The sequence below is a fragment of the Streptomyces sp. NPDC088746 genome (genome assembly GCF_044751065.1).
Lineage (GTDB): Bacteria > Actinomycetota > Actinomycetes > Streptomycetales > Streptomycetaceae > Streptomyces.
Map to the genome: position 1 here is coordinate 1,474,413 of NZ_JBIVLA010000002.1, position 17,663 is coordinate 1,492,075.

The 17,663-nt window shown below is 73.2% G+C and carries 12 protein-coding genes; 3 read left to right on the forward strand and 9 right to left on the reverse strand.

All coding sequences use genetic code 11. The features are described 5' to 3' along the window. The first annotated feature begins 20 nt into the window (after positions 1-20). The 3 genes from ACIP63_RS14260 to ACIP63_RS14270 all read left to right on the forward strand — a co-directional run bounded on the left by ACIP63_RS14260 (position 21) and on the right by ACIP63_RS14270 (position 5,767). Positions 21-3,575, forward strand: coding sequence for a serine protease (locus ACIP63_RS14260; protein ID WP_401514907.1), 3,555 nt, complete (start codon positions 21-23; stop codon positions 3,573-3,575). Positions 3,576-3,618: 43 nt separating this feature from the next. Beyond that, complete coding sequence (locus ACIP63_RS14265; RefSeq protein WP_401514910.1) at positions 3,619-4,572, forward strand: bifunctional riboflavin kinase/FAD synthetase; 954 nt, start codon at positions 3,619-3,621, stop codon at positions 4,570-4,572. Positions 4,573-4,651: 79 nt separating this feature from the next. After that, positions 4,652-5,767 (forward strand): XdhC family protein, encoded by a 1,116-nt coding sequence (locus tag ACIP63_RS14270; protein ID WP_401514912.1) that lies wholly within the window; start codon positions 4,652-4,654, stop codon positions 5,765-5,767. 22 nt (positions 5,768-5,789) lie between these two features. Here the strand turns inward: ACIP63_RS14270 and ACIP63_RS14275 are convergent, their stop codons facing one another. From ACIP63_RS14275 to eccE, 9 genes are all read right to left on the reverse strand, one after another. After that, complete coding sequence (locus ACIP63_RS14275; protein ID WP_401514914.1) at positions 5,790-6,788, reverse strand: oligopeptide/dipeptide ABC transporter ATP-binding protein; 999 nt, start codon at positions 6,786-6,788, stop codon at positions 5,790-5,792. After that, a complete protein-coding gene (locus ACIP63_RS14280; protein WP_401514916.1) occupies positions 6,785-7,846 on the reverse strand; it encodes an ABC transporter ATP-binding protein in 1,062 nt (353 codons plus the stop codon). The genes ACIP63_RS14275 and ACIP63_RS14280 overlap by 4 nt, the downstream gene beginning before the upstream one ends. Further along, positions 7,843-8,763, reverse strand: coding sequence for an ABC transporter permease (locus ACIP63_RS14285; protein WP_401514918.1), 921 nt, complete (start codon positions 8,761-8,763; stop codon positions 7,843-7,845). The genes ACIP63_RS14280 and ACIP63_RS14285 overlap by 4 nt, the downstream gene beginning before the upstream one ends. Further along, entirely contained in the window at positions 8,760-9,851 is a 1,092-nt protein-coding gene (locus tag ACIP63_RS14290; RefSeq protein WP_401514921.1) for an ABC transporter permease, read from the reverse strand. The genes ACIP63_RS14285 and ACIP63_RS14290 overlap by 4 nt, the downstream gene beginning before the upstream one ends. Positions 9,852-9,854: 3 nt before the next feature. Next, positions 9,855-11,729: an ABC transporter substrate-binding protein gene (locus tag ACIP63_RS14295; RefSeq protein WP_401514924.1), complete on the reverse strand. Its 1,875-nt coding sequence runs from the start codon at positions 11,727-11,729 to the stop codon at positions 9,855-9,857. Positions 11,730-11,926: 197 nt separating this feature from the next. Beyond that, the gene (locus tag ACIP63_RS14300; protein ID WP_401514927.1) at positions 11,927-14,848 is read right to left on the reverse strand and encodes an SCO5717 family growth-regulating ATPase; all 2,922 of its coding nucleotides are present in this window, start codon (positions 14,846-14,848) and stop codon (positions 11,927-11,929) included. A gap of 422 nt (positions 14,849-15,270) precedes the next feature. Continuing rightward, the gene (locus ACIP63_RS14305; RefSeq protein ID WP_104791893.1) at positions 15,271-15,504 is read right to left on the reverse strand and encodes a DUF397 domain-containing protein; all 234 of its coding nucleotides are present in this window, start codon (positions 15,502-15,504) and stop codon (positions 15,271-15,273) included. 80 nt (positions 15,505-15,584) lie between these two features. After that, positions 15,585-16,295 carry a hypothetical protein gene (locus ACIP63_RS14310; protein WP_401514930.1) on the reverse strand — a complete coding sequence of 237 codons (711 nt, stop codon included), beginning with the start codon at positions 16,293-16,295 and terminating at the stop codon, positions 15,585-15,587. Continuing rightward, on the reverse strand, positions 16,292-17,632 hold the full coding sequence (gene eccE, locus ACIP63_RS14315) for a type VII secretion protein EccE (protein WP_401514933.1): 1,341 nt from the start codon (positions 17,630-17,632) through the stop codon (positions 16,292-16,294). Before eccE ends, ACIP63_RS14310 begins: the two co-directional genes overlap by 4 nt. Between the last annotated feature and the right edge of the window lie 31 nt (positions 17,633-17,663).

The following is a 17,663-nucleotide window of genomic DNA, read 5'->3' on the forward strand; positions in this document are numbered from 1 at the left end:
CTGGGACCTACCGTCGGACCATGGGCAGCGGGGACCGGTCGAAACTTGTGAAGATCTGCGATCAGGCCGGCCGGCCGCGGGGGACCGGATTCGTCGCGGACGACCGGGGCACGGTCGTCACCAGCCATCAGGCCCTCGCACGCTCCGTTCCCCTCACGCTGCACTCCGCCGACGGCCTCAGCTGCCCCGTCGGCCCCGACGACATCACCGAGCTGCCCGCTCTCGGCCTCGCCCTGCTGCGCACCGGCGGCCCCGGGACCCTCGGGGTGGAGCCGCTCCCCATCGCCGTACGGGAGCAGATCGGGACGGGCACCTATGTCCGGATCGCCGCCCACGGCTGGCGCGAGGCACGGGTGCTCGGGACGACCCCCGCGACGTACTCCGAAGGCGGACGCGACCACCCCGTGACCGACGCGCTGGAGCTCGCCCTCGGTACGGACGGGCGTGACGCACTGAGGTCCGGCGGCGCCGCCGTCGGCGGGCCCGTGACGGACCCGCGCACCGGTGCCGTCCTCGGCGTGCTCTCGACGGCGCTGACCGCCGGGCGCGAGACCGCCGGGCTCGCGGTGCCGCTGGCTCCCCCGGACGCCCCGGCGCCGCTGGCCGAGGTGCTCCGCCGCAACGCGAACAGCGTTCCGGGGTACGGGCACGACCTCAACCTCGCGGGGGCGCTCCAGCTGACCGCCACCTCGCTCGGCCACGCGGACAGCCGGCCCTGCGGCACGGAGGCTGTCGAACGCCCCGGCATCAGCGCGGAGTTCACCGCTTTCGAGACCGGCACGGGACCTGTGCTCGGCATGGTCGGCGCCCCCGGGACCGGCCGCACCACGGAGCTCGCCGCCCTGGCCGGCCGCCGCGCCCGGGGGCCCGTGCCCGCACTGACGCTCTGGCTGCGCGGAGCCGACCTGCTGGCCGACGACACCTCGGTCACCGACGCCATGACCAGGGCGCTCCAGCGCTCCGGCAGGATCATCACCGCGGCCGGGGCCAGGGGCGACATGGAGGCGGCCACCCCCGAACGGGTGGCCCGCCTCGCCGCGGCCTCCGGGAACCCGCTCCTGGTCGTCGTGGACGGCCCGGAGGAGATGCCGCCCCTGCTGGCCCACCGGCTCGCCGGATGGGCCGTGGCGACGGCCGAGTGGCTGCGGGCCCACGAGGTGCGGATGGTCGTCGCCTGCCGCCCCGAGCACTGGGAGACCGCCGGCGCGCTGTACCCCCCGGGGACCCTGCACCGTCCGGAGCGGCCCGCCGGGGGTTTGCCGCCCGCAGTCCGGCTCGGCGACCTCACGGCGGAACAGGCCGAGCGGGCGGCGGAGCGGTACGGCATCCCGCCCGGCACGATCGCTCCCGGCCACGACCGGCACCCGCTCACGCTGCGCCTGCTCGCCGAGGTACGGGCGGCACTGCCCCCCGACGTGCCCGGCAGGCCCGGCACGGAGGAGGTCTTCGCCGCCCATCTGGACCTCGCCTGCGTCCGGATCGCCGTACGGATCGGGGCCCAGGCCGAACCCCGGCTCAGGGGCACGGCGATCCGCAGACTGGCGGCGAAGGTGGCCGGCCAGGTCCACGAGGCGGCCAGGCGCTGCCTCGGGCCGGGCCAGGGCGAGCTGGACCGGGCGGCGTTCGAGGAGATCTTCCCCTGGCGCACGGGCTGGGCCTCGGCCGTACTCACCGAAGGCCTGCTGGTCCCGGCGGGCGCGGGATACCGCTTCGCCCACGAGGAGCTGGGCGACTGGGTGCAGGGCGCGCACCTCGACCTGGACGCGGCGCTGCACTCGCTGGTCCACCGCTGGCACGCGGACGGGGCCTCCGCGGAGCCCGCGCCCGCCCCGCAGGACCCGGCCGAACCCCACAACCTTCCTGTGCCGCGCCACCGCATCGGCCCCGTCCTCCAGGCGATGCTCCTGCTGGAGCGGCGGCAGGGGCACGCGGCCCTGGCCCACCGCATGGCCGACCTGATCGAGGCGATGGACCGCCTGCCGTCCAGCCCGGGTGCGCAGGAGCGGCTCACCGACGCCGCCTGGTGGGCCGCGCACCTGCTCCGGGAGAGTTTGCTCAGGGTCCCCGACGCCCGGCCCTGCCTCGGGGTGCTGCGGGTGCTCGCCGGACGGATCACCCGGCGCTCCCTGTCCGGCGGTGGCCCCGCCGCGCTCGGGCCCTACGCGGAATTCGGGCCGTGGTTCTGGCGCCGGATCCGGCTGCCCGAGGCCGACCGGATCGATCTCCTGCGCCGTCTCCTGCCCGCCGACGGCGCCCCCCGCGCGGACGGCGGCGAACGGTATCTGGACGCCGTCTCCCGGCGCCTGGCCGCCCACCCCAGGACCGTGCAGGCACTGCTGTGCCGCTGGTTCACCGACGAGAGCCCCCTGCCGGCCGAGGAGCGCCTGCCGATGCGGCTCACCGTGGCCGCCGCCGCGCAGGCGCTCCTGTACGCCCGCCGGGACCTCGCCGTCGACGACCTGACCGAGGCGCTGGTCGACACCCACCACCCGCGCGCCGCGGAACTTCTCACCACTCTCGGCGAGGACGAGCCGGCCGCCCTCTGCCGGGCCGTCGACCGGTGGGCGCGCGACGAGGAACGGCCCGAGCGGCGCGCCGCCGCGGCGGTCCACGCCACGCTCACCGCCGCCCGCGCCCTGACCGCCTCCGACCGCGCCCTGCTGCGCGGGGCTGCGCTCACCCTGCTGGCCCGGCCGGACGACACACCCCTGCACGCCCAGGCGCTCACCGTCCTCGTGCGGGATCCGGGCACGGGGGGCCGGTACCTGCCGCAGGCCCTGAGGCTCTTCGCCGCCGGTGACCCACGGCTGCCGGTGAGCCTGCTCGCGGAGGTGTTCCCCGAGCACCCCGAGCCGGTGCTGGCCGCGCTGCGCGCCCGCCTGTCGCTGCCCGGGGAGGCCGCCGGTGGTGTCCTGCGGGAGCTGGCCGCCCTGGACACCCCGGCCCTGGCCCTGCACGCCCCCGGGCTCGTACGCCGTTACATCGACAGCCGTGGCGACGACGACTCCGGGGCGCAGGCCGCCGCCTATGTGGATCTCCGGCTGGAGCACAGTCCTGCCGCCCGGGCGCTCCTGCTGCCCCTGATGACCGGGCTGCTGCGGGACCGCCCCGCACCCCCGTCCGTGCGCGCCGCGCTGGCCCGGGTGCTCGCCGCCACGGGCAGCGCCGCGTCGAGGCCGCTGCGGGCGGAGCTGCTGGAGGTCCTGCTGGAGTTCGAACAGGAGAAGGGGAGGGACCCGGAGGTCCTCGACGCCCTGCTGAGGGCGGCCGCGGCCGGCTCCGGCCGCCGCCCCGAGGCCCGTACACGGGCTCTGGTGCACCGCACCGGGATGCTCCTCGTACGGACGCCCGAGGGTGCGGCGCGCTTCGACCGCGGACTGGTCGAACTCGCCCGGGACGTTCCCGGATTCGCCGCGCTCGTCGGCCGCTGGCTGGCGGACGCCCCGCAGGAGTGGGCCGCCGTCGTGGGCCCCGGCGCCCGGCGCACGTTGGAGGCACTGGAAGGTTCGCGGCCCGGGATCCCTATGCCGATGCAGGCCGTGGGACGTGAGCATGGCAGTCTTAGACCTGCGTAATGGACATACACACGTACACAGGTTCGGGCGAGGAGCGGTCAGAGTGCACTGCTGGCGTGGCTTGGAGGACATCCCTGAGGGCTGGGGGCGCAGCGTCGTCACCATCGGCTCCTACGACGGGGTGCACCGCGGACACCAGCTGATCATCGGCCGTGCCGTGGAGCGGGCGCGCGAGCTCGGTGTGCCCTCCGTCGTCGTCACCTTCGACCCGCATCCCAGCGAGGTCGTCCGCCCCGGCACGCACCCGCCGCTGCTCGCACCGCACCAGCGGCGTGCCGAGCTCATGGCGGGACTGGGGGTGGACGCCGTGCTGATCCTGCCGTTCACCTCCGAGTTCTCCAAGCTCTCGCCCGCGGACTTCGTCGTGAAGGTGCTCGTCGACAAGCTGCACGCGAAGCTGGTCATCGAGGGCCCCAACTTCCGCTTCGGACACCGGGCGGCGGGCAACGTCACCTTCCTCGCCGAGCTCGGTCCGACGTACGACTTCCAGGTCGAGGTCATCGACCTCTACGTGAGCGGTGACGCGGGCGGCGGCGAGCCGTTCTCCTCCACGCTCACCCGCCGTCTGATCGCCGAGGGCGACGTCGCGGGGGCCGCCGAGATCCTCGGCCGCCCGCACCGCGTCGAGGGCGTCGTGGTGCGCGGCGCCCAGCGCGGCCGCGAGCTCGGCTTCCCCACGGCGAACGTGGAGACCCTGCCGCACACCGCGATCCCCGCCGACGGCGTCTACGCCGGCTGGCTCACGGTGAACGGCGAGGCGATGCCCGCCGCGATCTCCGTGGGCACGAACCCGCAGTTCGACGGCACGGAGCGGACCGTCGAGGCGTACGCGATCGACCGCGTCGGCCTCGACCTGTACGGACTGCACGTCGCGGTGGACTTCCTGGCCTACGTACGCGGCATGCTGAAGTTCGAGTCGATCGACGACCTGCTCGTCGCGATGGCCGCCGACGTGAAGCGTTCCAGCGAGCTGACCGCGGCGTACGAGCGGGCCTGACGCCTTCCTGTGGTGCGGGCGCCGGCACCGGGGCATGGTCGGGGGCAGGAGCCCGTCGAGCCCGGGAGGACGCCCGCCCATGCGTGAACTGCTGTCGGAACTGCGCGACTGGCACACGGCCGGTACGCCCTTCGCCCTGGCCACGGTCGTCGGGGTGCGGGGCAGCGCGCCCCGGGCCCCCGGCGCCCTCATGGCGGTGTCCGCGACGGGCGCGGTGGCGGGCAGCGTCTCCGGCGGGTGCGTGGAGAGCGACGTGTACGAGGTCGCCACGGAAACGCTCACCACCGGCCGTACGGAGCTGCGGACCTACGGCATCAGCGACGACGAGGCCTTCGGCGTCGGGCTGACCTGCGGCGGCACGATCGACGTTCTGGTGCAGCCCTTCGTCTCGGCGGCCGACCGGGACGGACTGCGGGAACTCGTCGAGACCGTCGCCGCAGGAGAACCCGTCGCGCTCGCCACCGTGGTGTCCGGAGCGGCGCGGCCCGGCGCGCGCCGGGTGGTCCTGACCGGCGATGTCAGCGGTTCGCTCGGCGACGGAGGTCTCGACGCCGCCGTCACCGACGACGCGCGCGGGCTGCTCGCTCAGGGGGCCACGGGCAGCGTCCGGTACGGCGCGCACGGCGAGCGCCGGATGCAGGACGTCACCGTCTTCGTCCAGACGTACGCCCCCGCGCCCCGCATGCTCGTCTTCGGGGCCATCGACCACGCGGCGGCCACCGCGAGGATCGGGTCCTTCCTCGGCTACCGGGTGACGGTGTGCGACGCCCGCCCCGCCTTCGCCACCCGGGAGCGCTTCCCCACGGCGGACGAGGTCGTCTGCGCCTGGCCGCACACCTACCTGGAGTCGACCCCGGTGGACGCGCGCACCGTCGTCTGCGTCCTGACCCACGACCCGAAGTTCGACGTCCCCCTGCTCGTCGCCGCGCTGCGCACACCGGCCGCGTACATCGGTGTGATGGGCAGCCGCCGCACCCACGCCGACCGGATCGCCCGGCTGCGGGAGGCGGGGGTGGAGGAGGCGGAACTGACTCGCCTCGCCTCACCCGTCGGCCTCGACCTCGGCGCCCGTACGCCCGAGGAGACGGCCGTCTCCATCGCCGCCGAGATCATCCAGCACCGCTGGGGCGGCACCGGCCGCCCCCTGGGGGAGCTGGCCGGCGCGATCCACCACGGCCGCGGCGGCGTCCGGTAGACGCCCGTCCGCGCGGCGGCGCCTAGGAGGCGCCCGCCCCCGCGGCCGCCCAGTGGCAGGCCACCTGGGTGCGGCCGTCCCCCTCCAGCACCGGCAGGTCCTTCGTGCGGCACGCGTCCGCGACTCCGGCGCGCTCCGCCTCGCCCGAGGCCAGGATCTGGCACCGGGCGTGGAAGCGGCAGCCGGACGGGACCTTCGAGGGGTCCGGCGGCTCGCCCGTCAGAAGCACCGGCTCACCGTCCGCCTCCGGCAGCACCGACAGCAGCGCCTGGGTGTACGGGTGCCGGGGAGCCGTGAGGATCTGCTCGACCTCACCCGTCTCCACGATCCGGCCGAGATACATCACCGCCACCCGGTCCGCGATGTTCCACGCCAGTCCCAGATCATGCGTCACCACCAGTGCGGAGAGACCCAGTTCGTCCCGCAGCCGCAGCAGGAGCGCGAGGATCTCGCCGCGTACGGAGGCGTCCAGCGAGGCCACGGGCTCGTCCGCGACGATCAGCTCCGGCTCCAGGACCAGTGCGCCCGCGATCACGACGCGCTGGCGCTGACCGCCGGACAGCTCGTGCGGGTAGCGCAGGAAGAACCGCTCCGGAGGCCGCAGTCCCGCCCGCGACAGTGCCCCGGCCACGGCCTCCCGCTCGTCGCCCGGGTAGCCGTGGATGCGCAGGCCCTCCGCCACCGCGTCGTACACCGTGTGGCGGGGGTTGAGAGAACCGCTGGGGTCCTGGAGCACCAGCTGCACCCGCTTGCGGTACGCCTTCAGCGCCCGGCCCGCGTAGTCGAGGGGCTCGCCGCCGAAGGTGACCCGGCCCGCCGTGGGAGGCACCAGGCCGAGCAGCGACCGGGCCAGCGTCGTCTTCCCGCAGCCCGACTCGCCGACCAGGGCGACGATCTCACCGGGACGGATGTCGAGGTCCACCCCGTCGACCGCACGCGCGGTCGCCGCCCCGCGCCGCCCGGGGAACGCGACCTTCAGCGCCTGGGCGCTGAGCAGGGGAGCCGGGGGAGTGGTCGTCATGAGGTGCTCCTTGCTTCCTCGGTACCGCCGTGCGGCCCGGGCGTCACGGTGGCTTCCGGCTCCACCAGCACACAGGCCGCCCGCCGGGACGGGCCGGCCGGCCGCAGCTCCTGGTCCTCGGTGGCACAGGAGTCCAGCGCGGCTGCGCAGCGCGGATGGAACGTGCAGCCGGAGGGCAGCGCCGACGGGTCCGGGGGATCGCCCGGCAGGCCGCGTGGCGCGTGCCGCGACGAGAGGTCGCCGATCCGCGGGAAGGCGGCCGACAGGGCGCTGCTGTAGGGGTGACGGGCGTTCTCGTAGACCTTCTTGGCCGGCCCCTCCTCGACGACCCGGCCCGCGTACATCACGGACAGCCGGTCGCAGGTGTCGGAGAGCACCGCCAGGTCGTGGCTGATCATGATCAGACCGAGGCCCTCGTCGCTGACGAGCTGTTCGATCAGCCGCAGGATCTGCGCCTGGATCATCACGTCGAGGGCCGTGGTGGGCTCGTCGGCGATGATCAGCCGCGGATCGCAGGCCAGCGCCATCGCGATCATCACGCGCTGGCGCTGACCGCCGGACAGCTCGTGCGGATAGGCGTCCGCGCGTGCGGCCGGAAGCCCCACCTGTTCCAGCAGCTCACCGGCGCGCCTGCGGGCGGCCGCCGGGGTTCCCCTGCCGTGCAGCAGGATCGGTTCGGCGATCTGGTCCCCGATGCGGTGCACGGCGTTCAGCGAGTGCATCGCGCCCTGGAAGACGATCGACGCCCCCGCCCAGCGCACGGCGCGCAGCCGCCCCCACTTCATGGTGAGGACGTCCTCGCCGTCCAGCAGGATCTCGCCGCTCAGGGACGCGGTGGCGGGCAGCAGCCTCAGCAGCGCGAGTGCCAACGTCGACTTCCCGCACCCGGACTCCCCGGCGATGCCCAGTTTCTGGCCCGCCTCGACCCGCAGGTCGACTCCCCGTACGGCGGGGACGGCCGAGGCCCCGGAGCCGTAGGTGACATGCAGGTTCCGGACGTCGAGCAGCGGCTGCCCGGTCTCCGGTTTCGGTACGCTCTCGGTCTTCACGGCGGTCAACGGGACACCCCCAGCTTGGGGTTGAGCACGGACTCGATGGTGCGGCCGCACAGCGTGAACGCGAGGGCGACGACCGCGATGGCGAGTCCGGGCGGAGCGAGGTACCACCAGTTGCCGGAGCTGACCGCTCCGGCCTCACGGGCGTCCTGGAGCAGCCCGCCCCAGGAGACGATCGTGGGATCGCCGAGCCCGAGGAAGGCGAGGGTCGCCTCGGTGAGGATGGCGGTGGAGATCACCAGCGTGGTCTGTGCGAGCACCAGCGGCATCACATTGGGCAGCACATGGCGGGACATGATGTGGCCGTGCCCGCCCCCGAGCGCCTTGGAGCGCTCGATGTACGGACGGGACTCCACGGACAGCGTCTGCGCCCGCACGAGCCGCGCCGTCGTCGGCCAGGTCGTCACGCCGATGGCGAGGACCGTGGTCCAGAGGGACCGCGAAAGCACGGTGGCGAGCGCGATGGCCAGCACCAGCGTCGGCATCACGAGGAACCAGTCCGTGATCCGCATGACGACGTTGCCGTACCAGCCCTTGAAGTGACCGGCCGTGATGCCCACCAGCGTCCCGATGGCCACCGAGAGGAAGGCGGCGAGCAGGCCGACGGTCAGCGACACCCGCGTCCCCCACACCAGGAGGGCGAGCAGGCTGCGGCCGAACTGGTCGGTGCCGAGGGGGAACTCGGCGCTCGGCGACTCCAGGGCGCCGCCCGGCGCGTCGGTGACGCTCAGCGAGTCCGTGCCGACCAGCAGCGGGGCCGTCAGCGCGGTCAGGGCGATCAGCCCGAGCACGGCCAGGCCGGCCAGGCCCGCCCGGTGGCTCCGGTACTGCCGCCAGAAGCGGGCCGCGGCCTGTCGGCGGCGGGCCCAGGTCAGCGCGCGCGGCCCGAGGGCCGGCGCGGCGTCGGTCGTGGTCGTCATCGGCCCACCCGGGGATCGAGGAGCGGATAGATCACATCGGCGAGCGTGTTCATCAGGATCACCGCGGCGGCGAAGATGAAGAACAGCGCCTGCACCAGCGGCAGGTCGGGCACGCTCAGCGCCTGGTAGAAGAGTCCGCCCAGTCCGGGCCAGGAGAACACCGTCTCCACCAGGATGGCACCGGCCACCGTGTTGCCCAGGTTGACGAAGAGCAGCGTCACCGTCGGCAGCATCGCGTTCGGGACGGCGTGCCGGCGGCGTACGAGGTCGTCGCGGAGCCCCTTCGCACGGGCCGTCGTCAGATAGTCGCTGCCCATCTCGTCGAGCAGCGAGGAGCGCATCACCAGCAGGGTGCGCGCGTACTCGACGGCGACGAGGGTGATGACCGGCAGCACGAGGTGGTGGGCCACGTCGAGGACGTAGGCGAAGCCGCTCTCGCTGCCGGACTCCATGCCACCGGTCGGGAAGAGCCCGGGGATGGGCCCGATGCCGACCGACAGGGTGATGATCAGGAGCAGACCGAGCCAGAAGGAGGGCACCGAGTACAGCGTCAGCGCGAAGGCGGTGTGGAAGCGGTCACCCGCCGAGCCGTTGCGCCAGGCGGACCTGGCGCCCAGCCAGATGCCGATCACCGTGTAGATCACGAACGCGGTGCCGGTGAGCAGCAGCGTCGCGGGGAGCGCCTCGGCGATCTTGTCCATGACGGGGGCCCGGAACTGGTACGACGTACCGAAGTCCCCGGTCAGGGCCTTGCCGCAGTACTCGGTGAACTGCTGCCAGAGCGGCAGGTCCAGGCCGAATTCCCGGCGCATCGCGGCGATCTGCTCGTTCGACACCTGGCGGCCGCCGGTCATCTGCTTGACCGGGTCGCCGGGGATCAGACGGAACAGGAAGAAGCTGGTGACGAGCACGGCGAACAGCGAGACGGCCGCACCGGCCAGCTTGCCCGCCGCATAGCGGAGGTACGCGGTCGTGCTGCGCGTGCGCGGACTGCGGGCCGACGGCCCGGCCGGAGCCGGGCCGTCGGCCTGCACAGCGTCCACGCCCGCCGCGCCCTTCAGGAGCGCGGGAGTGCTTTCTGTGCTCATGGACTATTCACGGTCTTCCGCGGTGGAACGACGACGCATGGCGAACAGCAGCCCGCCACCGGCGAGGACGACTACAGCGATACCGACACCGACGAGGACTCCGGTGGAGCCGCCGCCGTCGCCGGACGAGTCGCCCGACGCACCGGCGGCCGGGACCGCCGACCACCAGCTCCAGTAACCGTCCTGACCGTAGATGTTGCCCGCGTCCGAGGGCATGGTCGTGATCGACTTGATCTGGTCGGTGCGGTAGGCCTCGACGGCATTCGGGTACGCCATGACATTCATGTACCCCGTGTCGTACAGCCGCGACTCCATCTGCTTCACCAGGTCGGCCCGTTTGGCGGGGTCGTATTCGGCCAGCTGCTTCGCGTACAGCTCGTCGTACTGCTTGTCGCAGATGAAGTTGTCGGTCGCCGCCGTCTGCTTCGCCTTCGCCGGGAGCGCGGCGCAGGTGTGGATCGACATGACGAAGTCGGGGTCCGGGTTGACGGACCAGCCGTCGAAGGCGAGGTCGTACTCACCGGCGTACCAGGGGTCGGAGACGTTGTCCCGGCAGTCGACCTTCAGACCGATGCCGAGCTCGCCCCACCACTCCTGGAGGTACTTGCCGATCGCCTTGTCGTTGGGGTCCGTGGCGTGGCACAGGATGCGGAAGTCGAGCGGCTTGCCGTCCTTGCCGGTCCGCTTGCCCGCGCCGTTCTTCCTGTAGCCCGCCTCGTCGAGGAGGGCGCCCGCCTTCGCGGGGTCGTAGGCGAGCTTCTGCTCGGCCGACGGCTTCCAGAAGTACGAGCCGAAGCGGGGCGGGATGTAGCCCTCGCCCTCCACGGCGTAGCCCTGGAAGACCTTGTCGATGATGGCCGTGCGGTCCACGGACATGAAGAGCGCCTGACGGACCTTCTGGTCCTGGAGCGCCGGGTGCCCGTCGCCGAACTTCTTGCCGTCCTTGGTCTGCGCGCCGGGGTTGGTGGCCAGGGCGTAGAAGCGCCGGCCGGGGGCGTCGTTCACCTTGATGTTGTCGGTGGACTTCAGCGCCGTCGCCTGCGCGGGGGTCAGGCTCGGGCTTCCGGCGACGAAGGAAACTTCACCCTTTCGGAGGGCGGCGACCGCTGCGTCCTGGTCCTTGTAGTACCGGAAGACGAGCTCGTCGAACTTGGGCGAACCCCGCCAGAAGTCCTTGTTGGCCTTGAGCTTCACATAGCTGTCGACCTTGTAGTCCGTCAGGATGAACGGCCCGTTGCCGACGATCGGGAACTTCGTGTCGTTGTTGAACTTCGAGAAGTCGCCGACCTTCTCCCAGACGTGCCTGGGAACGATGGGCACGTCCAGCGCCGTCATCGTGGCCTGAGGCTGCTTCAGCTCTATGACCAGCTTGTCCGGGCTGGGCGCGGTCACCTTCTTGAAGTTGGAGACGAAGCTGCCGTTCGACGTCGCGGCGCCCTCGTCGGTCATCATCTTGTTGAAGGTCCACGCCGCGTCCTCGGCGGTGGCCTTCTCGCCGTCCGACCACTTCGAGTCGTCCCGGATGGTGTACGTCCACGTCAGCTTGTCCGCCGACGTCTCCCACTCGGTGGCGAGCCCGGGGATCGTGTGGTTGTCCTTGGCGTCGTAGTTGGTCAGGAAGTCGTACATCAGCCGGCTGATGCTCGTGGAGACGAGCCGCTGCGCGAGGAACGGGCTCAGGGAGTCGACGCTCTGCGCGACCGCGACCGTGAGCGTCGACTTGCCGTCGGCGGCCTGTGCCTGCTGCGGGGCGGGGGCGAGCGGATTTCCGGGGACGACCGATCCGGCGGCCAGCGCCAGGGCGGCGGCTCCGGAGGCGAGGAGGATACGCAGTCGGCCGCGTGGGCGGGACGGGCGTGGAGGGAATCTTGTGACCATGGACGTGGACCTCGCGTCATGACTCGCACGGTGAAGGCGGGCAGATCTCTGGTTCGCCAGCTGGTGAAGCGAAGGTTTATCAGCGGCGGTCGAGTCGCGTCAACGGTCCGCCAAACCGTGTGTGGTCTGCGGGAATGCGATGAGGGCCCGCACCGTGTGAACGGTGTGGGCCCTCATTGGTTTAGACCTCTACTGCCTTACTGCTGAGGGGCCGGCGGCGGCTGCGGGGGGTGCTGCTGCCAGCCCGCGGGCGGAACGGGGCCTTGCAGTTCGGGCTGTCCGGACTGATGTGCCTGGCCATCGTGTTGCGCGGGCGGCGGGGGCGGTCCGGCCTGCCCCGCGCCGCGCTGCGCCTGCGGGGGCGGCGACTGCTGCCAGCCGTTGTTCTGCGCGCCCGGGCCGGCGTGCGGCGGGTACGGCTGCTGCGGTACGGCGGCCTGCTGGGGCGGAGGCTGCTGCCCTCCGTACGGCTGCTGTCCCCCGTACGGCTGCTGGGGCGGATACGGCTGCTGCGGCTGCCCCGGGTACGGCTGTCCGGGGTACGGCTGCTGCCCCGGGTACGGCTGACCGGGCTGGGGGGCGTACGGCTGCTGACCGGGCGCCTGCTGCCCGGGCATGGGCGGGGCGAACTGCGGCGGCGGAGCGCTGCCGTCGGCCGTCCACAGCCCCTGCTGCTGCTGCGCGCGCTGGAAGTCCTCGGCGACGAGCGCGGAGAGGTTGAAGTAGGCCTCCCGGGTCTTCGGCCGCATCATGTCGAGGTCCACTTCCGCCCCCGCCGACAGGTGTTCGTCGAACGGTACGACCACGACACCGCGGCAGCGCGTCTCGAAGTGCTGCACGATATCGTCGACCTTGATCATCTTTCCGGTCTCGCGGACCCCGGAGATGACCGTCAGGGAGCGCTGCACGAGTTCCGCGTAGCCGTGCGCCGACAGCCAGTCCAGCGTGGTGGACGCGCTCGAGGCGCCGTCGACTGACGGCGTCGAGATGATGATCAGCTGGTCGGCGAGGTCCAGCACGCCGCGCATCGCGCTGTAGAGCAGGCCGGTGCCCGAGTCGGTGAGGATGATCGGGTACTGCTTGCCCAGGACGTCGATCGCCCGGCGGTAGTCCTCGTCGTTGAAGGTCGTGGAGACCGCCGGGTCCACGTCGTTGGCGAGGATCTCCAGGCCGGAGGGGGCCTGCGAGGTGAAACGGCGGATGTCCATGTACGAGTTGAGGTACGGGATCGCCTGGACCAGGTCGCGGATCGTCGCCCCGGTCTCCCGGCGCACCCGTCGCCCGAGCGTGCCGGCGTCCGGGTTGGCGTCGATGGCGAGGATCTTGTCCTGCCGCTCGGTGGCCAGGGTCGAGCCGAGCGCGGTGGTCGTCGTGGTCTTGCCCACCCCGCCCTTGAGGCTGATGACCGCGATCCGGTAGCACGACAGCACCGGCGTGCGGATCAGCTCCAGCTTGCGCTGCCGCTCGATCTCCTCCTTCTTCCCGCCCAGCTTGAAGCGGGAGGCGGCGGACGGCGTGCGGCTGCTCTTGGCCTTCTGCTTGCCCCGGACCAGCCGGTCCGACGACAGCTCCACCGCGGCCGTGTAGCCGAGCGGGGCGCCCGGCACGGAGCGCTCGCGCTGGTCATGCGTGACCGGCGTCGGCCAGGCGGCGCCGGTGCGCGGGTCGACCGGCGGGGCCTGGGGCGTGGGCGGCTGGGGCTGATAGGCCTCGGGCTGCTGCTGCTGCTGTGCAGGCAGGTTCGGCGTGCCCTGCCCGGGCTGCTGAGGGGACTGCGGGGGGAGCGGAGCACCCTGCGCGGGGAACTGCGGGGGCTGCTGGCCGGCCTGCGGAGCCGGGAAGCCGTAGCCGCCCTGGGGCTGCGCGCCCGGGGGCAGTTGGGGCGCGCCCTGGGCGGGATACTGCTGCTGCGGTGCCTGGGGGAACCCGTAACCGCCCTGCTGCGGTGCCTGCGGGAAGCCGTAACCGCCCTGCGGCGCGGGCGCGTCGGGCTGAACCGGCTGCTGGGGAGCCGGCGGGGACGGCTGCGCGGGCGGTGGCGGCGTGGGGGCCTGCGGGAAGCCGTAGCCACCCGCCGCACGGGCGGGCGGAGCGGGCGGCTGCTGTGCGGGCCACTGCGGCGCGGGCTGAGGCGCGCTCGGCTGCGGTGCGGCCGGCTGGAAGGCGGGCGGCAGCGGCGGGAGGGCGCCCTGCGCGGGCGGCGCGGGCGTCCACGGGGCCGGCGCGTTCGGCGCGTTCGGCGCCACGGTGCCCTGAGGCGCATCGGTGGACGCGTCCGTGGACGGCGCGTCGGCGGGGGACACGCCCCCGGGCGCTGTGCCGTCCGACGGTGTACCGGCCGGCGGTGTGTCCTGGGGGCCGGCATCCGTCACGGAGTCCGCCGGCTCGTCGGCCCGCCCGCCGGCCCGCTCCTCGCCCGTCCCGGGCTCGCCGTCGGCTTCCCGTACGGAGGTCTGCGATGCCTGCGGCTCCGGGGCACCCGTCTCCGCGGCGTCTTCCTCGGATTCCCCGGATCCTGCGGATTCCTTCTCGCCCACCGGACCGGCCGGCTCCGCGCCTTCGGGCTCGGACGGGGCGGCAGGAGGCGCGGGCTCGGCGGAACCCGAGTCCGTGGACCCGGCCTTCGCCTCGGCCCTGGCCGCTTCGCGCTCGGCGATCTCCTGCTTCAGAGCGGCGGGCGAGAACCGCATGGTGGCGCCGCTCTCCACATCACCGCCACCGAAGGCGCCGTCCGTACCGCTCCCGGCGTCGGGCTCCTCGGAGCCCGCCGCCGGGGTGGCCGACGCCGGGGGAGCGGGCTCGTAGGAAGGTGACGGCGGCTCGGACGAGGCGGCCGACGACGCCTCGGACGGCGGGGCCGGAACCGGCGGCCAGCCGGGCTCGAAGCCGCCGGAAGCGGGCAGCCCCGGTACGGACAGCGGTGCCCCCTGCGGCGGCGGAGGCGGCGCCAGGTGCGACCCCGCCCCTCCCGAGGAGTCACCCGGCGCGTTCTGCGTGTACCAGGCGGGCGGGGTGTAGTCGATGGTGAACTCACCCGTCATCTCGGCGGGATCCGCGTCGGACGACTCGTCGACGGGCGTGTTCCATCCCCCGCTGATCTCGTCCCGATCGCCGTTCACTTTGCCTCCTGGTGTGGTCGAGCACCCTTGTGCCGTGGTGGGTGGGGGCGACCGTTCCCGTTATGTCCGGTCCGCCCGGCTCTCCCCCTTGCGACGCGCAGTGCCTGCCCGCAGGTTCCTCTGCCGCGCCCCCACCCACCCTAATCGCCATGGGGCGCACTACGGCAGGCCGTATCACTCGCGACCGCTGTCCCGTGGGTCACGTACGGCTCCCGTACGGAGCGAGCGTGACAGAACACGGAGGAACGGGCCATGTTCCGCGCACCGGTGCGGGGCCGGATACAGCGAAGTCGCGGGGCCGGACGCAGCGAAGTCGCGGGGCCGGACGAGGAGGGCGCGGGGCCGGACAGGGCCGGACGGGCGGGCCGGACACGGCGAGGGGGCGGCGGTCCCCGACCACCGCCCCCTCACCGTGCGGTCACCTACTTGAGGTCGAACTCGCCGTCCCGGGCGCCCAGCACGAACGCGCGCCACTCGGCCTCCGTATAGCGCAGTACGGTTCCCGGGTCCAGGGACGACCGCATCGCTACCGCGCCGCCCGGGAGGTGGGCGATCTCCACCCGTTCCTCGACGTTCTCGGTACCGGGTGCGCTCAGCCACTCCACATCCGAGATGTCGAGAGCGTAGAGCTCGTCCTTTTCCTGCTGGGTGCCCATGCCCACGTCCCTTCGGTCGAACTGTCTCGTTCCCCCATGATCCTGAAAAGCGACCGGTCCGGGGCGCGAACGGGACGGATTCAGTCCATCCTGCGAGCGGTGCCCAGCAATCCGGTCTCCACGTCCGTCGCGCTGGTCATCACCCAGTGGCGCTCACGGCCCGCCACCCAGAGGGTGACACCGTCCGCCAGGGTGGGCAGCGCCTCGCTCTCGGCCCGTGCGAGCCCCAGGATCCGGCCGATCTGCTGTGCCTCTTCCGGTGAGACCCGCTGCACACCCACGAGGGTCGCCGCCCGCATCAACCGGGGCGCCACGGGGCTCAGATAGGGCAGCAGCGTCAGCACCGACTGCCACGGCGAGGACACCACCCGGCCGCGGGGCGGACGCATTCCGCAGTCGCGCACCACCACCACAGGGCTGCCGACGGTCGCGCCGGTCGGCGGGACCCGCCCCACGTCATGGAGCGAGACGCACTCGAGACCGGCACCCGCGGCCTGCGCCAGCGTGGTCCACGCCTGGGTGCGGCCCGTCTCGACCGCCACCCGCGCACCCGTACCGGCCGCGCGCAGCGCCAGGACCTGCGCGGTCCACAGACCGCCGATCAGCAGGACGTCGTACGGCGCCGGCCGGTGGAACCCGATCATCTGCGGGCGCCCCTCGGCGTCGTCCCCGATGATCACGCCGTCGTCCCCCACCGGCAACGACAGCGCGCCCAGATGGTCCGCGGCCAGGGTGTGACCGGCATGGCGCGGCCCCAGGAGCCCCCGCCTCGGAGCGATGTGCTTCGTCACTGCGCGCCTCCCAGCGGGAGCGTGGCCAGGACACCCGGCAGCTGCTCGCGGTCCAGCCGTACGAGACCGACCTCCGCGTGCCGGGCGGCTTGCTCCAAAGTCCTTCGTACCCCGACCAGTTCGGTGTCGGAGCCACCGGTGATCCGTACGTGGCCGCGCACGGACATGTGCCCCTGGTGCGCCCCGCGGCGCACCGTCAGGCTGAACGTCGTCGCGTACGCGGGCACCGAGGTCAGCAGCGCCACGAGCCGTGGCAGCGGAGTCGCTCCCCGGCCGAGCTCGGGCCAGCGGTCCACGGCGTAGGTGGTGTGCCAGCGGTCGTCGCAGCGCCAGACCCGCGTGGTCTCCGTCGTCCGTCGCTGCGGCGCGGCATCCGGACGCCCGGCGCGCGCCGACAGGATGGGATTTGCACACGCGGACGTGGCCACGGCGGAGTTCAGCTCGTCCTGGTCCAGCACCGAGGCCCGGAACCCCGCGCCGGTGATCCGGCTCGCCACATGGTCCGCGACCCGCACCAGGCAGCGCTGAGCGCCTCCGAGCCCGCCACCGCGCGCCTCCACGGCCTCCCGGCACAGCTCCGGATCCAGCTTCACCGCCACCCAGGTCATCCGCAGCGCGGGCGCCCCGGTCCGGTCCTGGAGGGGCGCGTACGACAGCCTGGCCACCGACCGCTCCGGCAGATGCGGTGCCGGAGCGGGCCGTACCTGCTGCACCAGCTGCGCGGACTCCAGCACGATGTCGTCCACCTCGAGCGCGTCGCCCAGGAGGGAGAGCGGGAGCGCCCGGGCGCCCATGGCCTGACGGAGCGACTCACCGCTCGCCTCGACCCGTACGACGGCGGTCAGGAACGTCCCGTCCCCGACCATGCCCACCGTGCGGCGGGCGCCGTCCACATAGATGTAGGGAGCGAACCCCGGCACGTTCTCCGCCACCGGCGCCAGCTGCGGCTCCGTCTCGGCGGGGGACGCCGTGGCGGTCCGCCTGCGACGGCGGAGGGACGACACGGTCGACAGCCAGTCCTGCACGGCCCGGCCCCGGCGGCGTACCACCGCGAGCAGGATCAGCAGAGCGGCGATCACACCGGCCGGGATCATCCAGGCACCGCCGAGCGCGGCGCCCACCACGGCGACCGCCAGGGCGGCTTCGACGAGCACCAGCTGCCGCAGCGCGGGACCGACGCGGCCGGTCCTGGAGATCGAGTGGAGAGTGGTCGCAGCGGGGGTGTCCCCCGACCGACGGGGAGCCGATCCGTCCGGTCCGTTGCTGCGTTGCCGCCGGGAAGGGGCGGGCGTTCGCCGGCTGGACCGCCTCGTGCGCTCGCCCGTCGCTGCAGCCATCGCCGCGTTGCCCCCTCGTGTCCGTATTCAC